Genomic DNA, 16,803 nt, shown 5'->3' with positions numbered 1-16,803 from the left:
CATGACCAACAAGGAAATCCTCCTGGCCCTTCAGCACCTGATCGGCACCCGCTACGTACCGACCGTGAAAGCCTATATCACCGAATTGACAGGCAGAACCCGTGTCGTAGGCCCTCTGGACGCGAGCGACAGGATGCTTGACCCCAATCGCATCCGGATCGCTGCCGACGATGCAGACCTGATCACGGCATTCAGCTTCGCCTGATCGTCACGATGCCGAGCGATCGCTCAAACGTCAGACACAAAAAAGCCCGCCATAAGCGGGCTTTTTTGTGGGAGACAGAATCAATTACTTGATTTTGCCTTCCTTGTACATCACGTGCTTGCGTACAACCGGATCGAATTTTTTGATTTCGATTTTATCCGGAGTAGTACGTTTGTTCTTGTCGGTGGTGTAGAAATGGCCTGTACCAGCGCTCGACACCAAACGGATCAATTCACGCATGATTCTCTCCTTAAATTTTGCCGTCGCGACGCAGTTCAGCGAGCACAACTTCAATGCCACGCTTGTCGATGATACGCATGCCTTTAGCAGATACGCGCAGACGAACAAAACGCTTCTCGCCTTCAACCCAGAAGCGGTGATGCTGCAGGTTTGGCAGGAAACGACGACGGGTTTTGTTGTTTGCGTGGGAAATGTTATTCCCGGTTACCGGACCCTTACCGGTAACTTGACAGACTCTCGACATGCCTCAGCCCTCTAAAACCACATGCCCAACCCGGCATGGGTTGGCCGCTTAATCTCTCAGTCATTTGGCGCCAGGCGCCGCGTTTCTTTAAGGGTCTTACCGGCTACACCTACAGTGAAGGAACCGGGCCCCTAGAAAAGAGCGCTGCTTTATACCAGAAAGCCTGGCGCGCAACAACAGGCAATGCACTCTACAGCAATCGGGCAAGCCTTGCGCGACGGCTGAATCAAGCGATGCGGGGCGCGCTGGCAAAAAGACCGCTCGTCGCTCTGCGGCGATTGTTCTGCGCCAGCACATGGTCTAGGGTTAGTCCCTCACCAGACTGCGCCGGCAGATGGGGCCCTTTCTGAACAGGAATTTCGCCATGCGCCTTGCTGCACTCCCCTTTTTGCTTGTCCCGCTGTTGCTTCCGATTGCCGCTCAGGCAGCGAACCTTGCGGTCTGCACTGAAGCCAGCCCCGAAGGCTTCGACGTGGTGCAATACAACTCGCTGACCACCACCAATGCCTCGGCCGATGTGCTGATGAACCGCCTCGTGGACTTCGATGCCCAAAGCGGCAAGCTGGTCCCGAGTCTGGCGCAAAGCTGGACCGTCTCCGAGGACGGCCTGACCTACACGTTCAAGCTGCGCCCGGGCGTGAAGTTCCACACCACGGATTACTTCACGCCCACCCGTGAACTGACGGCCGACGATGTGCTGTTCAGCTTCCAGCGCATGCTCGACCCGCAAAACCCATGGCACAAGGTCGCCCAGAGCGGCTTCCCGCATGCGCAGTCCATGCAGTTGCCTGCGCTGATCAAGACCATCGATGCGCCTGACGCTCACACGGTGAGGTTCACCCTCAACCGTGCCGACTCGACGTTCCTCGCCACACTGAGCATGGGTTTTGCCTCGATCTATTCGGCTGAATACACCGCGCAATTGCTGAAGGCGGGCACACCCGAGAAACTGAACAGCCAGCCCATCGGCACAGGACCGTTCGTGTTCAAACGCTTCCAGAAAGACGCCGTGGTGCGGTATGAAGCCTTCGACGATTACTTCGCAGGCAAGTCCGGTATCGACACGCTGGTGTACGCCATCACGCCGGACGCCAACGTGCGCCTGCAGAAGATCCGCCAGAATGAATGCCAGATCGCCCTTTCGCCCAAGCCACTCGATATACAGGCCGCCAGCAAGGACGCTTCGTTGAAGGTCGAGAAGACCGAAGCATTCATGACCGCGTTCGTAGCGATCAACAGCCAGCATCCGCCGTTCGACAAGCCGGAAGTCCGTCAGGCCGTGAATCTTGCTTTCGATAAGGCCAACTACCTCAAGGCTGTCTTTGAAGGCACGGCCGAAACTGCCAAGGGGCCTTATCCACCCAACACCTGGAGTTTCGCGAAGGACATGCCCGGCTACCCTCACGACGTCGCCAAGGCCAAGGCGCTGTTGGCCAAGGCCGGTTTGAAGGATGGCTTCAAGACCACCCTCTGGACACGTCCGTCCGGGAGCCTGCTGAACCCGAACCCGAGCCTCGGCGCGCAACTGCTGCAGGCTGACCTGAAGCAGATCGGCATTGATGCAGAAATCAGGGTCATCGAGTGGGGCGAGCTGATTCGTCGCGCCAAGGCGGGCGAGCATGATCTGCTGTTCATGGGCTGGGCGGGCGACAATGGCGACCCGGATAACTTCCTGACGCCGCAGTTTTCCTGCGCAGCCGTGCAGTCGGGCACCAACTTCGCCCGCTATTGCGACAAGACGCTGGACACGCTGATCAGCGACGGCAAATCCACCAGCGATCAGGCCGCACGCAGCAAGCTCTACCACCAGGCACAGACGCAGATCCAGCAACAGGCCCTGTGGATCCCCCTCGCCCACCCGACCGCCGCCGCACTGGTGCGCAAGGACGTGACGGGCTATCAGGTCAGCCCGTTCGGCCGGCAGGACTTCTACAAGGTGCAGGTGAAGTAGCTCTTTCGCAGTTGATCGCGCCCATGCTCCGCGCTCATCGTTATACACAAATCATCTGGCTATGATGATCGTTCCCACGCTCTGCGTGGGAATGCCTCCCAGGACGCTCCGCGTCCGCTCTCGAATGTGGCGCAGATGTGTGCCCAAGCTCCAGCGTTTTCCACGTCATGCGCTCGGCTCACTGAATCCGCAATCTGTGCCATTTGTGACGCGGAGCGTCACGGGCGGCATGCCCACGCGGAGCGATGGGCACGATCAGTGTCGAGGCGGACTTGTGTATAACGATGAGTGCTCCGCGTGGGCGCGCAACACGCGCTACATCAACCCCCGCTCCACCATCGATAACGGCTCGCCGTCGCCCACGATCACGTGGTCCAGCACTTGAACATCCACCAGCAGCAAGGCCTCCTTCAGGCGCCTTGTCAGGTCGATGTCGGAACGACTGGGGTCTGTAATGCCCGAAGGATGGTTGTGGCACAGGATCAGGCTGGCGGCGTTGTGGACCATGGCGCGCTTTACCACCTGCCGGGGATGCACGTACGCCGAGTTGATTGTGCCGCGAAACAGTATCTCGAAGGTCATGACCCGATGCTTGTTGTCCAGAAACAGGCAGCCAAATACTTCGTGCGGCTCGTGGCGCAGCAATGCCTTGAGGTAGTTGCGGACCTGAAGAGGGTTTTCCAATGCCGAATCACGACGCAACGATTCGGCCATGTGCCGACGCGCCATCTCCATGACCGCCTGTAACTGAGCGAACTTTGCAGGCCCCAGACCCAGTTGTCCGGTGAATTCGTCCAGATTCGCATCCAGTAACGGTCTCAGCCCGCCAAACTGATTCAACAAGTGACGAGCCAGGTCTACAGCGCTTTTTCCGGCCACTCCCGTACGCAAAAAGATCGCCAGCAACTCGGCGTCCGACAGGCTGTCTGCCCCCAGTTCCAACAAACGTTCCCGTGGGCGTTCGGCCGCGGGCCAACTGCGAATACTCATAGCACTTCCCTGTGGTTGAGCACCTGTTCCGGTGCGGTCGCTGTGCTATCTTAGCCCATCTTTTTTACGCGACGATCTGGCCTGGGGAGGCGTCCTGGCCGTCGCGTCAACACTTGACCAAAAAGGCAGGCCTATGCAGCGGCTGTATCGAAAACGCATCGTTCTGGGCGTCGGCGGCGGCATTGCCGCTTACAAGAGCGCCGAGCTGGTTCGCCGGTTGCGCGACCAGGGTGCGGAGGTCCGTGTCGTCATGACGCGGGGCGGGGCCGAGTTCATAACCCCCCTGACCATGCAGGCGCTTTCCGGCCACCCTGTGCACCTGGACCTTCTGGACCCTGCCGCCGAAGCGGCGATGGGGCATATCGAGCTGGCCAAATGGGCAGACCTGATCCTCATCGCGCCCGCGACCGCCGACCTGATCGCACGCTTGGCACAGGGCATCGCCAATGACCTGCTGACCACCATCGTGCTGGCAACGGATGCGACCGTCGCCATCGCCCCGGCGATGAACCAGGCCATGTGGCGCGATGCGTCGGTACAGGCCAACACACGCCTGCTGGAAGAGCGTGATTTCCGCGTATTCGGCCCTGCCTCCGGCAGCCAGGCCTGCGGCGATGTGGGCTTCGGACGTATGCTTGAACCCAATGATCTGGCGCAATGTGCGGCCGATTGTTTCCAGCGCCTGAGCCTGACCGGCAAACATGTACTGATTACCGCAGGACCGACCCAGGAAAACATCGACCCGGTGCGCTACATCACCAACCACAGCTCCGGCAAAATGGGTTTCGCCCTCGCTGAAGCGGCTGTGGAAGCCGGTGCGCGCGTCACGCTGATCACAGGCCCCGTGAACCTGCCGACACCGGATCGCGTCTCGCGCATCGACGTGGTCAGCGCCCGCGACATGCTCGCAGCCTGCGAAGCGGCGATTCCCTGCGACCTGTTCATCGCCTCGGCTGCGGTTGCGGACTACCGCCCGGAAGTCATCGCGCCCCACAAACTCAAGAAAGATCCTACGAACGGTGACGGCCTGTTGCTGCAGATGGTCCGCAACCCGGACATTCTGGCCACCATCGCCACCCGCCCGGATCGCCCGTTCAGTGTCGGTTTTGCCGCCGAGACCGAGCATCTTCTCGACTATGCTGCACGCAAGCTCAAGGACAAGAACCTCGACCTGATCGTCGCCAATGACGTGGCCAACCCCAGCATTGGCTTCAACAGTGAAGAGAACGCCTGCAGCGTGATCGACCGAGCGTTGCACGCAACGCTTTTCGCCCAGACCAGCAAGGCCAAGATTGCCCGCCAGCTGATCACTTTTATCGCCGACCGCATGAATCAGGTTTAACTACGAATGCACGCTCTACAAGCCAAGATCCTCGACCCTCGCATTGGCAACGAATTTCCGCTTCCGGCCTACGCCACTGTCGGCTCCGCCGGCCTGGACCTGCGCGCCATGCTCAAGGAAGACACTGTCCTGGAGCCGGGCCAGACCTTGCTGATCCCGACTGGCCTGTCGATCTATATCGGCGACCCGGGCCTTGCCGCGATGATCCTGCCGCGCTCGGGCCTTGGCCACAAACACGGCATCGTGCTGGGCAATCTGGTGGGCCTGATCGACTCCGATTATCAGGGCGAGCTGATGGTGTCCTGCTGGAACCGTGGCCAGACTGCATTCACTATTTCGATTGGCGAACGTATCGCGCAACTGGTGCTGGTGCCTGTGGTACAGGCGCACTTCGAACTGGTTGAAGAGTTCGATGAAAGCCAGCGTGGCGCAGGCGGTTTCGGGCACTCCGGCAGTCACTGATCGCCGACCGAAGCGTCGCACCGGTTCAAGGGATGAAGCGTGGGGAGAGGTCGTTGAAAGGCAGTCAGAACAGTCCGTCAAAACAACCCGTATCGGCCGCCTACCCGCTGCCCGCCGCGAACATGCAATCGCTTTCCCCAGGGCTGATTCCTGCAGCTGCGGGGCTGGTTATCGCGCTGGTCGTCGCATGGCTGGGCGTTTCCAACAGCCCGCAGGAGCAGGACCGCCTGACTCAGGCCTGGGGCAACAGTCAGGCGCAGGCGGTCAATCTGGCGCTCAGACAGATCAGCGCCGACACCCAGGCGGCTGCTTCCGCTCCGCAACTGGTCCAGGCCCTGCAAGGCAACGACGCTGCTGCGTTGATCGCGGCGCAGGATCGCCTGACGCGCTGGGACGGTCTGGCTGGCGCGCGCCTCAGCCCCAAAGGCCTTGCCGACGTGGACCCGACCGGGCCACTGCCTGTGACCTATGCCACCCTCGACATGCTGAACAAGGCTGCGCGAGGTGAAACGGTTGCTCCCGAGGCACGCAAGACCGGCGAGCGCTGGCTGATCTACAGCGCAGCGCCTGTGCGCTCCGATCCTGGACAGCCGGTCAGTGGCACCCTGCTGCTGGCCTTCGATCCGCAACGCCTGATCAACGCCTTGCCGGTGATTGAAGAGGATGCCGGGCGGGTCGTGCTGAGTCAGCAGTTCGGCAACGGGCCGGCACAGATTTTTCTTGAGCGAGGCCAGTCAGACGGTGGCAGGCCGTTGACTTTCGACACGGGGTATCCAGGCTGGAAGCTTGAGTTCACGCCTGGCCCGGCTTCAAAAAGTTCGTCCCCTATCCTGTTTCTGTTACTGGCTGCGATCATCGCCGCAGCGGGCGTAATCCTTGGGATGTACCGCAATGAGAGGGCTTTGCAGCGGCTCATTTGCGCTGACGCTCGTCAGCTGGATCAGTTGCTTCAAGAACTCTCGAGCGGAAAAGCCGTCAAACCGTTCGGTTTGAGCCTCCCAGCCCTTGGCGGCCTGGCTCAGGCTCTGGCTCGTGTTTCACTCCGTGGACAATCCCAGGCATCACCTGCTCTGGCCACGAACAGGGAAACCGGCGCACATATGACGACAGGCAGCGAGTCGCCCCCCATCGCTGCTCATGGCACCGATTGGACGGACCCGCTGTTTCAAGATACCGATATTCTCGATATCGACCTTCTCGACGAAAACCAGGACTTCCTGAGATCGGAGCATCCCATCGCTATGAACAGCCCAGCATCCGTGGCACCTAAACTCCCTGATACCATTTTTCGCGCCTATGACATCCGTGGCGTGGTCGGGGACACCCTCAGCGCTGAGACCGCCTACTGGATCGGCCGCGCCATTGGCTCCGAGAGCCTGGCGCAGAACGAACCCAATGTCAGCGTTGGCCGCGATGGCCGCCTTTCCGGCCCCGAGCTGGTTGAACAACTGATTCAAGGCCTGCACGACAGCGGCTGCCACGTCAGCGACGTCGGCCTGGTGCCGACACCTGCGCTCTACTACGCAGCCAACGTGCTGGCAGGCAAGACCGGCGTGATGCTGACCGGCAGCCACAACCCGAAGGACTACAACGGCTTCAAGATCGTGATCGCGGGCGACACCCTGGCCAACGAGCAGATCCAGGCGCTGCACCAGCGCATCAAGACCAACAACCTGACCTCGCAGAAAGGCAGCGTCACCCAGGTCAACATCCTCGATCGCTATTTCAAGCAGATCAAGGACGACATCGTCATGGCCCGCAAGCTCAAGGTCGTGGTCGACTGCGGAAACGGCGCAGCGGGCGTGATCGCTCCGCAACTGATCGAAGCGCTGGGTTGCGAAGTGATTTCCCTGTTCGCGGAAGTCGACGGCAACTTCCCGAACCACCACCCGGATCCGGGCAAACTGGAAAACCTTCAGGACCTGATCGCCAAGGTCAACGAGACTGGAGCCGACCTGGGCCTGGCTTTCGACGGTGACGGCGACCGTGTCGGCGTCGTGACCAACAAGGGTAACGTGGTCTATCCGGACCGCCTGCTGATGCTGTTCGCACTGGATGTGCTCAAGCGCAATCCGGGTGCAGACATCATTTTCGACGTCAAATGCACACGCCGACTGACGCCGCTGATCAGCGAACACGGTGGCCGTCCGGTCATGTGGAAAACCGGTCACTCGCTGATCAAGAAAGAAATGAAGAAAAGCGGTGCCCTGCTCGCTGGCGAAATGAGCGGCCACATCTTCTTCAAGGAGCGCTGGTTCGGTTTCGACGACGGCATCTACAGTGCGGCACGCCTGCTGGAGATTCTCAGCCAGGAGTCGACCTCTGCCGAAGACCTGTTCGAGACCTTCCCGAACGACATTTCGACGCCTGAGATCAACATCAAGGTGACGGACGTCACGAAGTTCAGCATCATCGAAGCCCTTGAAAAAGACGCCCAGTGGGGCGACGCCAAACTGACCAGCATCGACGGAGTCCGCGTAGACTATCCGAAAGGCTGGGGCCTGGTTCGCGCGTCAAACACCACTCCGGTTCTGGTGCTGCGCTTCGAAGCCGAAACCGAGGCCGAACTGCAGCGCATCAAGGATGTGTTCCACGCCGAGCTCAAGAAAGTTGCGCCGGACCTCGATCTTCCTTTTTGATTGCTTTCCCATTTGACTGGAGCCCTGAATGACCCTCGAACGTGATGCCGCCTCTAATGTAGCCAAGGTCCTTTCCGAAGCGCTGCCTTACATTCGCCGCTTTGTCGGCAAGACGCTGGTTATCAAGTACGGCGGCAACGCCATGGAAAGCGACGAGCTGAAAACCGGCTTCGCTCGCGACATCGTGTTGATGAAAGCAGTGGGCATCAACCCTGTGGTCGTCCATGGCGGAGGGCCTCAGATCGGTGATCTGCTCAAGCGCCTGTCGATCGAAAGCCACTTCATCGATGGCATGCGCGTCACTGATGCCCAGACCATGGACGTTGTGGAAATGGTCCTGGGCGGTCAGGTCAACAAGGACATCGTCAATCTGATCAACCGTCATGGCGGCAGTGCCATCGGCCTGACCGGCAAGGACGCGGAGCTGATTCGTGCGAAGAAGCTGACCGTCACCCGTCAGACGCCGGAAATGACCAAGCCTGAAATCATCGACATCGGCCATGTGGGCGAAGTGGTCGGCATCAATACCGATCTGCTCAACATGCTGGTCAAAGGCGATTTCATTCCGGTCATCGCGCCTATCGGCGTGGGTGCGGATGGTGAGTCCTACAACATCAACGCCGACCTGGTCGCGGGCAAGGTTGCCGAGGCCCTCAAGGCCGAGAAACTGATGCTGCTGACCAACATTGCCGGCCTGATGGACAAGCAGGGCCAGGTCCTGACGGGGCTGACCACCGAGCAAGTGAACACGTTGATTGCCGACGGCACGATCTACGGCGGCATGCTGCCAAAGATCAAATGTGCGCTGGAAGCCGTGCAGGGTGGCGTGACCACTTCGCACATCATCGACGGGCGCGTTCCGAACGCCGTGTTGCTGGAAATCTTCACCGACACCGGTGTGGGCACCCTGATCAGTAACCGCAAGCGCTACTGATCACATCGCTTCAGCTACAAAAAAGGCCCCGCCAGCAAGCGCTGACGGGGCCTTTGTTTTTTCTGCGACTCAGCGTGTCAGTTGCTGCACGCGCACTCTGTCTGCTGCAAAGTCTGCCTCGGCCCTGGTGCGTGCGGCCTGATAGCCTGCGATGTCGGCCTGCAACTTTTGCTGCTGGCTGCGCAGGTCATCCAGTTGCTCGATGATCGCTTGCGGAACCGGACGCCCTGCCCGCTCCTGATCAGCGGCCTGGCCTTGAAGGGAACGCTGTTGATTGGCAAGACCCTGAATATTGCCCTGGGCAACATCGATCAGGGTATCCAGCTCGGCCAGCTTGCGGGTTTTTACCCGGTCCACTTCTTCGACGCTGCCGTACAGGCTGAGAAGTTTCGCGTTGGCCTCGGCCTGAACCCTGGCGGCTTCGGCCTCACGAATCTGTTCGGCAGTGGGTGCTGGCGGGATCACCTGCACCACGCGGCCCCGGGCGTTGAGCACTTCGTAGCCTTTGGCGACGTACTCGGCCGGCACACCCAGGCGGTCGATGACCGTGACGCCGCGACTGTCGATGTACCGGTAGAGCCGCACCTCGGGAACGTCGGCAGCCTGCACGGCAGTGCTCGCGACCGACAGCCACAGCGTCAACGCGCCCGATCCGCGTACAAGCCTCTGCAATGCGCCTGACGGGCATTGCTTCTGCGCCCGCCAGAACGGCATGTCAGATACCGTACTGTGCGCGGTAGGCCTCGACAGCGGGCAAGTGCTGCTTGAGCTGAGGATCGTCAGCGAGGAATTCCAGTACCTGATTCAACGACACGATGCTAACCACCGGAATGCCGAAGTCGCGCTCGACTTCCTGAATGGCCGACAATTCGCCGTTGCCACGTTCCTGACGGTTCAAGGCGATCAGTACGCCCGCCGCCTTGGCGTCCTGCGCACTGATGATCTGCATGACTTCACGGATGGCGGTACCGGCCGTGATCACGTCGTCGATGATCAGTACATCACCAGCCAGCGGTGCGCCGACCAGACTGCCACCTTCGCCGTGCGCCTTGGCTTCCTTGCGGTTGAAGCACCAGGGCAGATCACGATCATGATGTTCGGCCAACGCCACAGCCGTCGCGGCCGCCAGCGGAATACCCTTGTAGGCAGGCCCGAACAGAACATCGAAGGAAATGCCGCTTTCGACCACTGCTGCAGCGTAGAAACGCCCGAGCTGCGCCAGGGCCGAGCCGCTGTTGAACAGGCCGGCATTGAAGAAGTAAGGGCTGGTGCGTCCAGACTTGAGCGTGAACTCACCGAAGCGCAGCACGCCGCGATCTATGGCAAAACGAATGAAATCGCGTTGATACGCCTGCATAAAAAAAGCCTCGAAAGCACGGATTTAGCTAATTGGGTAGAGCTCGGGTATCATACACGCACGTGATTTTTGGGGCCATTTATGCGGATCATCAGTGTGAACGTAAATGGCATTCAGGCTGCGGTCGAGCGCGGGTTGCTCAGCTGGCTGCAAGCTCAGAATGCCGACGTCATCTGCTTACAGGACACCCGCGCCTCCGCCTTTGAACTGGATGATCCAGCTTTTCAGCTGGATGGCTACTTCCTCTATGCCTGCGAAGCCGAAGTCCCCGCTCAGGGTGGCGTGGCGCTTTATTCGCGGTTGCAACCGAAGGCGGTGATCAGCGGCCTCGGCTTCGAGACAGCCGACCGCTACGGGCGTTACCTGCAAGCCGATTTCGACAAAGTCAGTATTGCAACCCTGCTCTTCCCTTCCGGGATGAACGGCGATGAAGACCTGAATCAGAAATTCAAGCTCATGGACGACTTCGGCAAGTACATGGACAAGCAGCGCCGCAAGCGCCGCGAATACATCTACTGCGGCTCGCTCTATGTGGCGCAGCAGAAGCTCGACATCAAAAACTGGCGCGACAGCCAGCAGTCTCCTGGCTTCCTGGCACCCGAGCGCGCCTGGATGGACGAGATCGTTGGCACCATGGGCTATGTCGATGCCCTGCGTGAAGTCAGTCGCGAAGGCGACCAGTACAGCTGGTGGCCGGATAACGAACAGGCCGAGATGCTGAATCTGGGCTGGCGTTTCGACTACCAGATCCTGACTCCAGGTCTGCGCCGCTTCGTGCGTAGCGCCCGTCTGCCCCGCCAGCCGCGCTTTTCGCAGCACGCGCCGCTGATTGTGGATTACGACTGGACCCTGACGATCTGATCGTCACGCGACACCCGAACACGAAAAAGCCGACTTGATGTCGGCTTTTTGTGCTGCCTGCGATTTTGCCTACTTCAGCAGACGCCAAGTGAACGGGTAGCGATAATCCACCCCTTCGTTGGCCTTCACGCCAGCAATGATCGTCAGCACCAGAGCACCAAGCCCCACCAGCATCAACAATGCAAAGCCGATCACTACGACCATCAGCAGGATGCTGATCGTGGCCGCAATCGCGACCGTGATCTGAAAGTTGAGCGCTTCCTTGCCCTGCGCATCGATAAACGGGTCACCCTCCTTCTTCATCTGCCAAAGGATCAACGGCCCCAGCAGATTGCCGAACGGAAAGAGCATCCCGAAGAACGCAGACAAGTGACAGAACATCGCCCATTGACGGGCGCTTTGAGCCGGTTTCTGCACAGGATGCTGGCTGTCACTCATGGTCACGCTCCAGGATTATCAGTCGGCCAGTGCGGCGCGCTGCAATTCGAACAGTTCGGTCATGCCCTTCTGCGCCAGTGCCAGCATCGCGTTCAGCTCTTCAGGCTGGAACGGCGCGCCTTCTGCGGTGCCCTGCACCTCGATGAAACCGCCTGCGCTGGTCATGACCACGTTCAGGTCGGTCTCGGCAGCGGAGTCTTCGAGGTAATCCAGATCGAGCACTGGCTCGCCCTGATACATGCCGACCGACACCGCAGCAATCATCTGCTTGAGTGGATCGCCGCCTTTCAGACCGCCACGCTTCTTGATCACTTTCAAGGCGTCGGCCAGCGCAACCATAGCGCCAGTGATGGACGCGGTACGTGTACCACCGTCGGCCTGGATGACATCGCAGTCGACGTACAGGGTGACATCGCCCAGCTTGGACATGTCCAGCGCAGCGCGCAGCGAACGACCGATCAGGCGCTGGATTTCCAGCGTACGGCCGCCCTGCTTGCCGCGGCTCGCTTCACGCTGGTTACGCTCGCCGGTGGCGCGCGGCAGCATGCCGTATTCGGCCGTCAACCAGCCCTGGCCTTGGCCTTTCAGGAAGCGCGGCACGCCATTCTCGACGCTGACGGTGCAGATCACCTTGGTGTCACCGAACTCGACCAGCACAGAACCCTCGGCGTGTTTGGTGTAGTTGCGGGTGATGCGGATCGAGCGGAGCTGATCGGCGGCGCGACCACTTGGACGTTTCATCTGGGATACCTGTACTGAGACGGAAAACTGCCGAGCATTATAGAGGCCATCGTCCGGACAGGGCATCTCTTAAAGTCGGCGCCGCCCGACCGCCAAGGCTGAAAGGCTCTGAAACGGGGCTTTGAGCCACTATCCGTGCAGGCAAAAAAAGTCTTGCACGGTTTGTCACACTGCCGGATTGGGAGCCTGCGCCGCACTGCGCTACAATCCTGCGCCTTTGCAGCCTGTCGGCTTTCACGACACCCACGGCAGCCGTCCGCCCATGCGCGGACTCGACCGCCAGGACTGAATCAAGAGGTATTCCCATGGTGCACAGCATGACTGCCTTCGCCCGAGTAGAACGGGCCGGTGCCCAGGGCACACTGAGCTGGGAACTACGCTCGGTCAATCATCGCTACCTTGAGCCCCATCTGCGCCTGCCCGAGTCATTCCGGGATCTGGAAGGCGGGATTCGCGAGGCGCTGCGTCAGGGCCTGTCGCGCGGCAAGGTCGAATGCACCTTGCGCTTTGTCGAAGAAACCGCAGGCAAGCCCCTGCAGGTGGATCGCGAGCGGGCCAGCCAGTTGATCGCCGCTGCGGAATCGGTTGCCAGCCTGATCAAGCAGCCCGCGCCGCTCAACCCGCTTGAAGTGCTGGCCTGGCCCGGTGTTCTGGTGGCCGATGCCAACGATCCGCAGGCCCTGAACAACGAAGCCCTGACGCTGTTCAACGAGGCACTCACCGAATTGAAGAACGGCCGCGGCCGCGAAGGCGCGGACCTGGCGAAACTTCTCGACGAACGGCTGACCTCCATCACTGAAGAAGTCGTCACCCTGCGCACCCTCGTGCCGCAGATGCTCGCCACCCAGCGCCAGAAAGTGCTGGATCGCTTTGCCGACATGAAGGCCGAGCTGGATCCGCAGCGTCTGGAGCAGGAAATGGTCCTGCTGGCGCAGAAAAGTGATGTCGCCGAAGAGCTGGATCGCCTGAGCACTCACGTCACCGAAGTACGCCGGGTGCTCAAGACCGGCGGCCAGGCGGGTCGCCGCCTGGACTTCCTGATGCAGGAACTGAATCGCGAAGCCAACACACTGGGCTCCAAAGCCTTCGACCCACGCAGCACGCAAGCGGCCGTCAACCTGAAAGTGTTGATCGAGCAGATGCGTGAACAAGTGCAGAATATTGAGTAAGGCTGAACCTGACATGACCCACAAATCCGGCACCCTGTACATCATTTCCGCGCCCTCCGGCGCAGGCAAGACCAGTCTGGTCAATGCCCTGATCCAGGCTCAGCCGCAGATCCGCGTCTCGGTGTCGCACACCACCCGCGCCATGCGTCCGGGCGAGCAGGACGGGGTGAATTACCACTTCGTCGACCGTGCGGAATTCGCACGCATGATCGAACATGGCGACTTCCTGGAACAGGCCGAAGTCTTCGGCAACCAGTACGGCACGTCGCAAAGCCATCTGCAACAGACGCTGGATGAAGGCCACGACCTGATTCTGGAAATCGACTGGCAGGGCGCCCAGCAGGTTCGCGCACAGATGCCTCACGCCCGCTCGATCTTCATTCTGCCGCCAAGCCAGCAGGCCCTGCGTCAGCGCCTGACCAACCGCGGCCAGGACAGCGACGAGATCATCGAAAACCGGATGCGTGAAGCCGTCAGCGAGATGAGCCACTACATCGAGTACGAATACATCGTGGTCAACGATGATTTCGCCGGCGCACTGGAAGACCTGAAGTCCATCTTCCGCGCCAATCGCCTGACCCAGCAGCATCAGCAAGAGCAATACAGCGAGCTTTTTCAGCAATTGCTGGCTTGATCGGGACGTTTCAACGCGGCAGACTGCAGGTCAGACAAAGACCGTTTGTGGCATGCCGCTTGCTGCTTGCAGCAGTCCGCTTGTAAACTACCGAGTCCGCTCGCCCATCCGGGCACCGCGCATACGCATTTGCTACGAGGAATACCCATGGCCCGCGTGACCGTTGAAGACTGCCTAGAACACGTCGATAACCGCTTCGAGCTGGTCATGCTCGCTACCAAGCGTTCGCGTCAACTCGCCACCGGCGGCAAAGAGCCGAAGCTGGCGTGGGAAAACGACAAGCCTACCGTTGTGGCCCTGCGTGAAATCGCGGCCGGCCTGATGGATTATGCCGTTATTGCAGAAGCCGAAATCGTTGAAGATGAACCATTGTTCGCAGCGTTCGAGGACGAGTCCAACGAGGCCGTCTAAGCCTATGCCGGGTCGACGTTGTACGGCGCAGGGTAAAAGCCATCGGCAGGGGGTAGCGCCTTGCCGAGCATAGACGCCCTCGCCGACAGACTGTCGGCCTACCTCGGCAAGGATCAGGTCAATCTGGTCCGCCGAGCGTATTTCTACGCCGAACAAGCCCACGATGGCCAGCGCCGTCGAAGCGGCGAAGCCTACGTCACGCATCCTCTTGCCGTAGCGAACATTCTTGCCGACATGCACATGGACCATCAGAGCCTGATGGCAGCGATGCTGCATGACGTGATCGAAGACACCGGGATTGCCAAGGAAGCGCTCAGCGCACAGTTTGGCGAAACCGTGGCCGAACTGGTCGACGGGGTCAGCAAACTGACCCAGATGAACTTCGAGACCAAGGCCGAAGCCCAGGCCGAGAATTTCCAGAAAATGGCCATGGCCATGGCCCGCGACATCCGCGTGATTCTGGTCAAACTCGCCGACCGCCTGCACAACATGCGCACCCTGGAAGTCCTTTCCGGTGAAAAGCGCCGCCGCATCGCGAAAGAAACCCTCGAAATCTACGCACCCATTGCCAACCGCCTGGGCATGCACAGCGTGCGTATCGAATTCGAGGACCTGGGCTTCAAGGCCATGTACCCGATGCGTTCCTCGCGGATCAATCAGGCGGTCAAGCGCGCCCGAGGCAATCGCAAGGAACTGGTCAACAAGATCGAAGAGTCCCTGAGCCATTGCCTTGCAGTCGACGGCATAGAAGGCGATGTCAGCGGGCGACAGAAGCACCTGTACGGCATCTACAAGAAGATGCGCGGCAAGCGTCGGGCTTTCAACGAGATCATGGACGTTTACGCGTTCCGCATTATCGTCGACAAGGTCGACACCTGCTATCGCGTGCTGGGCGCTGTGCATAATCTGTACAAACCGTTGCCCGGCCGTTTCAAGGATTACATCGCAATTCCCAAGGCCAACGGCTACCAGTCGCTGCACACCACGCTGTTCGGCATGCACGGTGTGCCCATCGAAATCCAGATCCGCACCCGCGAAATGGAAGAGATGGCCAACAACGGGATCGCGGCGCACTGGCTGTACAAATCCAGCGACGATGAACAGCCCAAGGGCACGCATGCCCGTGCCCGCCAGTGGGTCAAGGGCGTGCTGGAAATGCAGCAGCGTGCCGGCAACTCGCTGGAATTCATCGAGAGCGTCAAGATCGACCTGTTCCCGGACGAGGTCTACGTCTTCACGCCCAAGGGCCGGATCATGGAGCTGCCCAAAGGCTCTACGGCCGTGGACTTCGCTTATGCCGTTCACACCGACGTCGGCAACAGCTGCATTGCCTGCCGGATCAATCGCCGATTGGCGCCACTGTCGGAACCGCTGCAGAGCGGCTCGACCGTCGAGATCGTCAGCGCGCCCGGTGCACGCCCCAACCCGGCCTGGCTGAACTTCGTTGTCACCGGCAAGGCGCGCACGCACATTCGCCACGCCCTGAAGCTGCAACGCCGCTCCGAATCCATCAGCCTGGGCGAACGCCTGCTGAACAAGGTCCTCAATGGCTTCGAAAGCAGCCTGGACAAGATTCCTGCCGAGCGCGTGCAACTGGCCTTGAACGAATACCGCGTTGAAGTGCTGGAAGACCTGCTCGAAGACATCGGCCTGGGCAATCGCATGGCCTACGTCGTTGCCCGCCGCCTGCTGGGTGAGGGCGATCAATTGCCGAGCCCGGAAGGTCCGCTGGCGATTCGCGGGACCGAAGGCCTGGTGCTCAGCTACGCCAAGTGTTGCACGCCGATACCGGGCGATCCGATCGTGGGCCACCTGTCTGCGGGCAAGGGCATGGTCGTGCACCTGGACAACTGCCGCAATATCAGCGAAATCCGCCACAATCCGGAAAAATGCATCCAGCTGTCCTGGGCCAAGGATGTGACCGGCGAATTCAATGTCGAGCTGCGTGTCGAACTGGAACATCAGCGTGGCCTGATCGCCTTGCTGGCCAGCAGCGTCAACGCCGCCGACGGCAACATCGAAAAAATCAGCATGGACGAGCGCGATGGCCGCATCAGTGTGGTCCAGCTCGTCGTCAGCGTGCACGACCGTGTGCATCTGGCCCGCGTGATCAAGAAACTACGTGCACTGACCGGGGTCACACGCATCACCCGGATGCGCTCGTAGGCAATCCCTTTCTCAGGAG

General features: G+C 60.2%; 18 protein-coding genes. 11 read left to right on the top strand and 7 right to left on the bottom strand.

The genetic code is table 11. The annotated features are described in order from the left end of the window. Position 1: 1 nt before the first annotated feature. Entirely contained in the window at positions 2–205 is a 204-nt protein-coding gene (locus CFBP1590_RS00620; RefSeq protein WP_004887152.1) for a hypothetical protein, read from the top strand. An 84-nt stretch (positions 206–289) separates the two neighbouring features. On the opposite strand, the gene rpmG is transcribed toward CFBP1590_RS00620, so the two are convergent. Continuing rightward, entirely contained in the window at positions 290–445 is a 156-nt protein-coding gene (gene rpmG / locus CFBP1590_RS00615; protein ID WP_004887154.1) for a 50S ribosomal protein L33, read from the bottom strand. Positions 446–455: 10 nt separating this feature from the next. Then, positions 456–689: a 50S ribosomal protein L28 gene (gene rpmB, locus CFBP1590_RS00610; RefSeq protein ID WP_002551514.1), complete on the bottom strand. Its 234-nt coding sequence runs from the start codon at positions 687–689 to the stop codon at positions 456–458. Positions 690–1,053: 364 nt separating this feature from the next. On the opposite strand from rpmB, the gene CFBP1590_RS00605 reads away from it, so the two are divergent. Continuing rightward, positions 1,054–2,640: an ABC transporter substrate-binding protein gene (locus CFBP1590_RS00605; protein ID WP_088234279.1), complete on the top strand. Its 1,587-nt coding sequence runs from the start codon at positions 1,054–1,056 to the stop codon at positions 2,638–2,640. 315 nt (positions 2,641–2,955) lie between these two features. Here CFBP1590_RS00605 and radC read toward each other — a convergent pair whose 3' ends face one another. Next, the gene (gene radC, locus CFBP1590_RS00600) at positions 2,956–3,630 is read right to left on the bottom strand and encodes a RadC family protein (RefSeq protein ID WP_088234278.1); all 675 of its coding nucleotides are present in this window, start codon (positions 3,628–3,630) and stop codon (positions 2,956–2,958) included. Between the two features lie 133 nt (positions 3,631–3,763). Between radC and coaBC the strand changes: the two genes are divergently transcribed. From coaBC to argB, 4 genes are read left to right on the top strand one after another with little or no spacing between them, the layout of a single operon-like run. Then, on the top strand, positions 3,764–4,972 hold the full coding sequence (gene coaBC, locus CFBP1590_RS00595; RefSeq protein WP_088234277.1) for a bifunctional phosphopantothenoylcysteine decarboxylase/phosphopantothenate--cysteine ligase CoaBC: 1,209 nt from the start codon (positions 3,764–3,766) through the stop codon (positions 4,970–4,972). Positions 4,973–4,978: 6 nt separating this feature from the next. Continuing rightward, complete coding sequence (gene dut / locus CFBP1590_RS00590) at positions 4,979–5,434, top strand: dUTP diphosphatase (protein WP_029241369.1); 456 nt, start codon at positions 4,979–4,981, stop codon at positions 5,432–5,434. Between the two features lie 53 nt (positions 5,435–5,487). Next, complete coding sequence (locus tag CFBP1590_RS28320) at positions 5,488–8,073, top strand: phosphomannomutase/phosphoglucomutase (RefSeq protein WP_122491555.1); 2,586 nt, start codon at positions 5,488–5,490, stop codon at positions 8,071–8,073. Between the two features lie 28 nt (positions 8,074–8,101). Next, positions 8,102–9,007, top strand: coding sequence for an acetylglutamate kinase (gene argB / locus CFBP1590_RS00580; protein WP_004887166.1), 906 nt, complete (start codon positions 8,102–8,104; stop codon positions 9,005–9,007). Between the two features lie 69 nt (positions 9,008–9,076). Here argB and CFBP1590_RS00575 read toward each other — a convergent pair whose 3' ends face one another. Together CFBP1590_RS00575 and pyrE are read right to left on the bottom strand one after the other, a co-directional pair. Next, positions 9,077–9,721, bottom strand: coding sequence for a DUF4124 domain-containing protein (locus CFBP1590_RS00575; RefSeq protein WP_231991805.1), 645 nt, complete (start codon positions 9,719–9,721; stop codon positions 9,077–9,079). A gap of 1 nt (position 9,722) precedes the next feature. Further along, positions 9,723–10,364, bottom strand: a complete 642-nt coding sequence (gene pyrE / locus CFBP1590_RS00570) for an orotate phosphoribosyltransferase (RefSeq protein WP_004887170.1) — start codon at positions 10,362–10,364, stop codon at positions 9,723–9,725. Between the two features lie 81 nt (positions 10,365–10,445). Between pyrE and crc the strand changes: the two genes are divergently transcribed. After that, positions 10,446–11,225 carry a catabolite repression control protein Crc gene (gene crc / locus CFBP1590_RS00565; RefSeq protein WP_004887172.1) on the top strand — a complete coding sequence of 260 codons (780 nt, stop codon included), beginning with the start codon at positions 10,446–10,448 and terminating at the stop codon, positions 11,223–11,225. A gap of 69 nt (positions 11,226–11,294) precedes the next feature. Here crc and CFBP1590_RS00560 read toward each other — a convergent pair whose 3' ends face one another. Further along, positions 11,295–11,663, bottom strand: a complete 369-nt coding sequence (locus CFBP1590_RS00560) for a DUF4870 domain-containing protein (protein WP_088234276.1) — start codon at positions 11,661–11,663, stop codon at positions 11,295–11,297. Between the two features lie 18 nt (positions 11,664–11,681). Then, the gene (gene rph / locus CFBP1590_RS00555; protein WP_003313989.1) at positions 11,682–12,404 is read right to left on the bottom strand and encodes a ribonuclease PH; all 723 of its coding nucleotides are present in this window, start codon (positions 12,402–12,404) and stop codon (positions 11,682–11,684) included. Between the two features lie 305 nt (positions 12,405–12,709). On the opposite strand from rph, the gene CFBP1590_RS00550 reads away from it, so the two are divergent. The 4 genes from CFBP1590_RS00550 to spoT all read left to right on the top strand — a co-directional run bounded on the left by CFBP1590_RS00550 (position 12,710) and on the right by spoT (position 16,784). Next, positions 12,710–13,573 (top strand): YicC/YloC family endoribonuclease, encoded by an 864-nt coding sequence (locus tag CFBP1590_RS00550; protein WP_029241372.1) that lies wholly within the window; start codon positions 12,710–12,712, stop codon positions 13,571–13,573. 13 nt (positions 13,574–13,586) lie between these two features. Continuing rightward, entirely contained in the window at positions 13,587–14,207 is a 621-nt protein-coding gene (gene gmk / locus CFBP1590_RS00545) for a guanylate kinase (RefSeq protein WP_004887178.1), read from the top strand. Between the two features lie 147 nt (positions 14,208–14,354). After that, a complete protein-coding gene (gene rpoZ / locus CFBP1590_RS00540) occupies positions 14,355–14,618 on the top strand; it encodes a DNA-directed RNA polymerase subunit omega (protein WP_004887180.1) in 264 nt (87 codons plus the stop codon). A 60-nt stretch (positions 14,619–14,678) separates the two neighbouring features. Then, positions 14,679–16,784 (top strand): bifunctional GTP diphosphokinase/guanosine-3',5'-bis pyrophosphate 3'-pyrophosphohydrolase, encoded by a 2,106-nt coding sequence (gene spoT, locus CFBP1590_RS00535; RefSeq protein WP_004887181.1) that lies wholly within the window; start codon positions 14,679–14,681, stop codon positions 16,782–16,784. The last annotated feature ends 19 nt before the right edge of the window (positions 16,785–16,803 follow it).

The organism is Pseudomonas viridiflava, from assembly GCF_900184295.1.
Lineage (GTDB): Bacteria > Pseudomonadota > Gammaproteobacteria > Pseudomonadales > Pseudomonadaceae > Aquipseudomonas > Aquipseudomonas viridiflava.
This window is presented reverse-complemented; position numbering and strand designations above follow the sequence as displayed.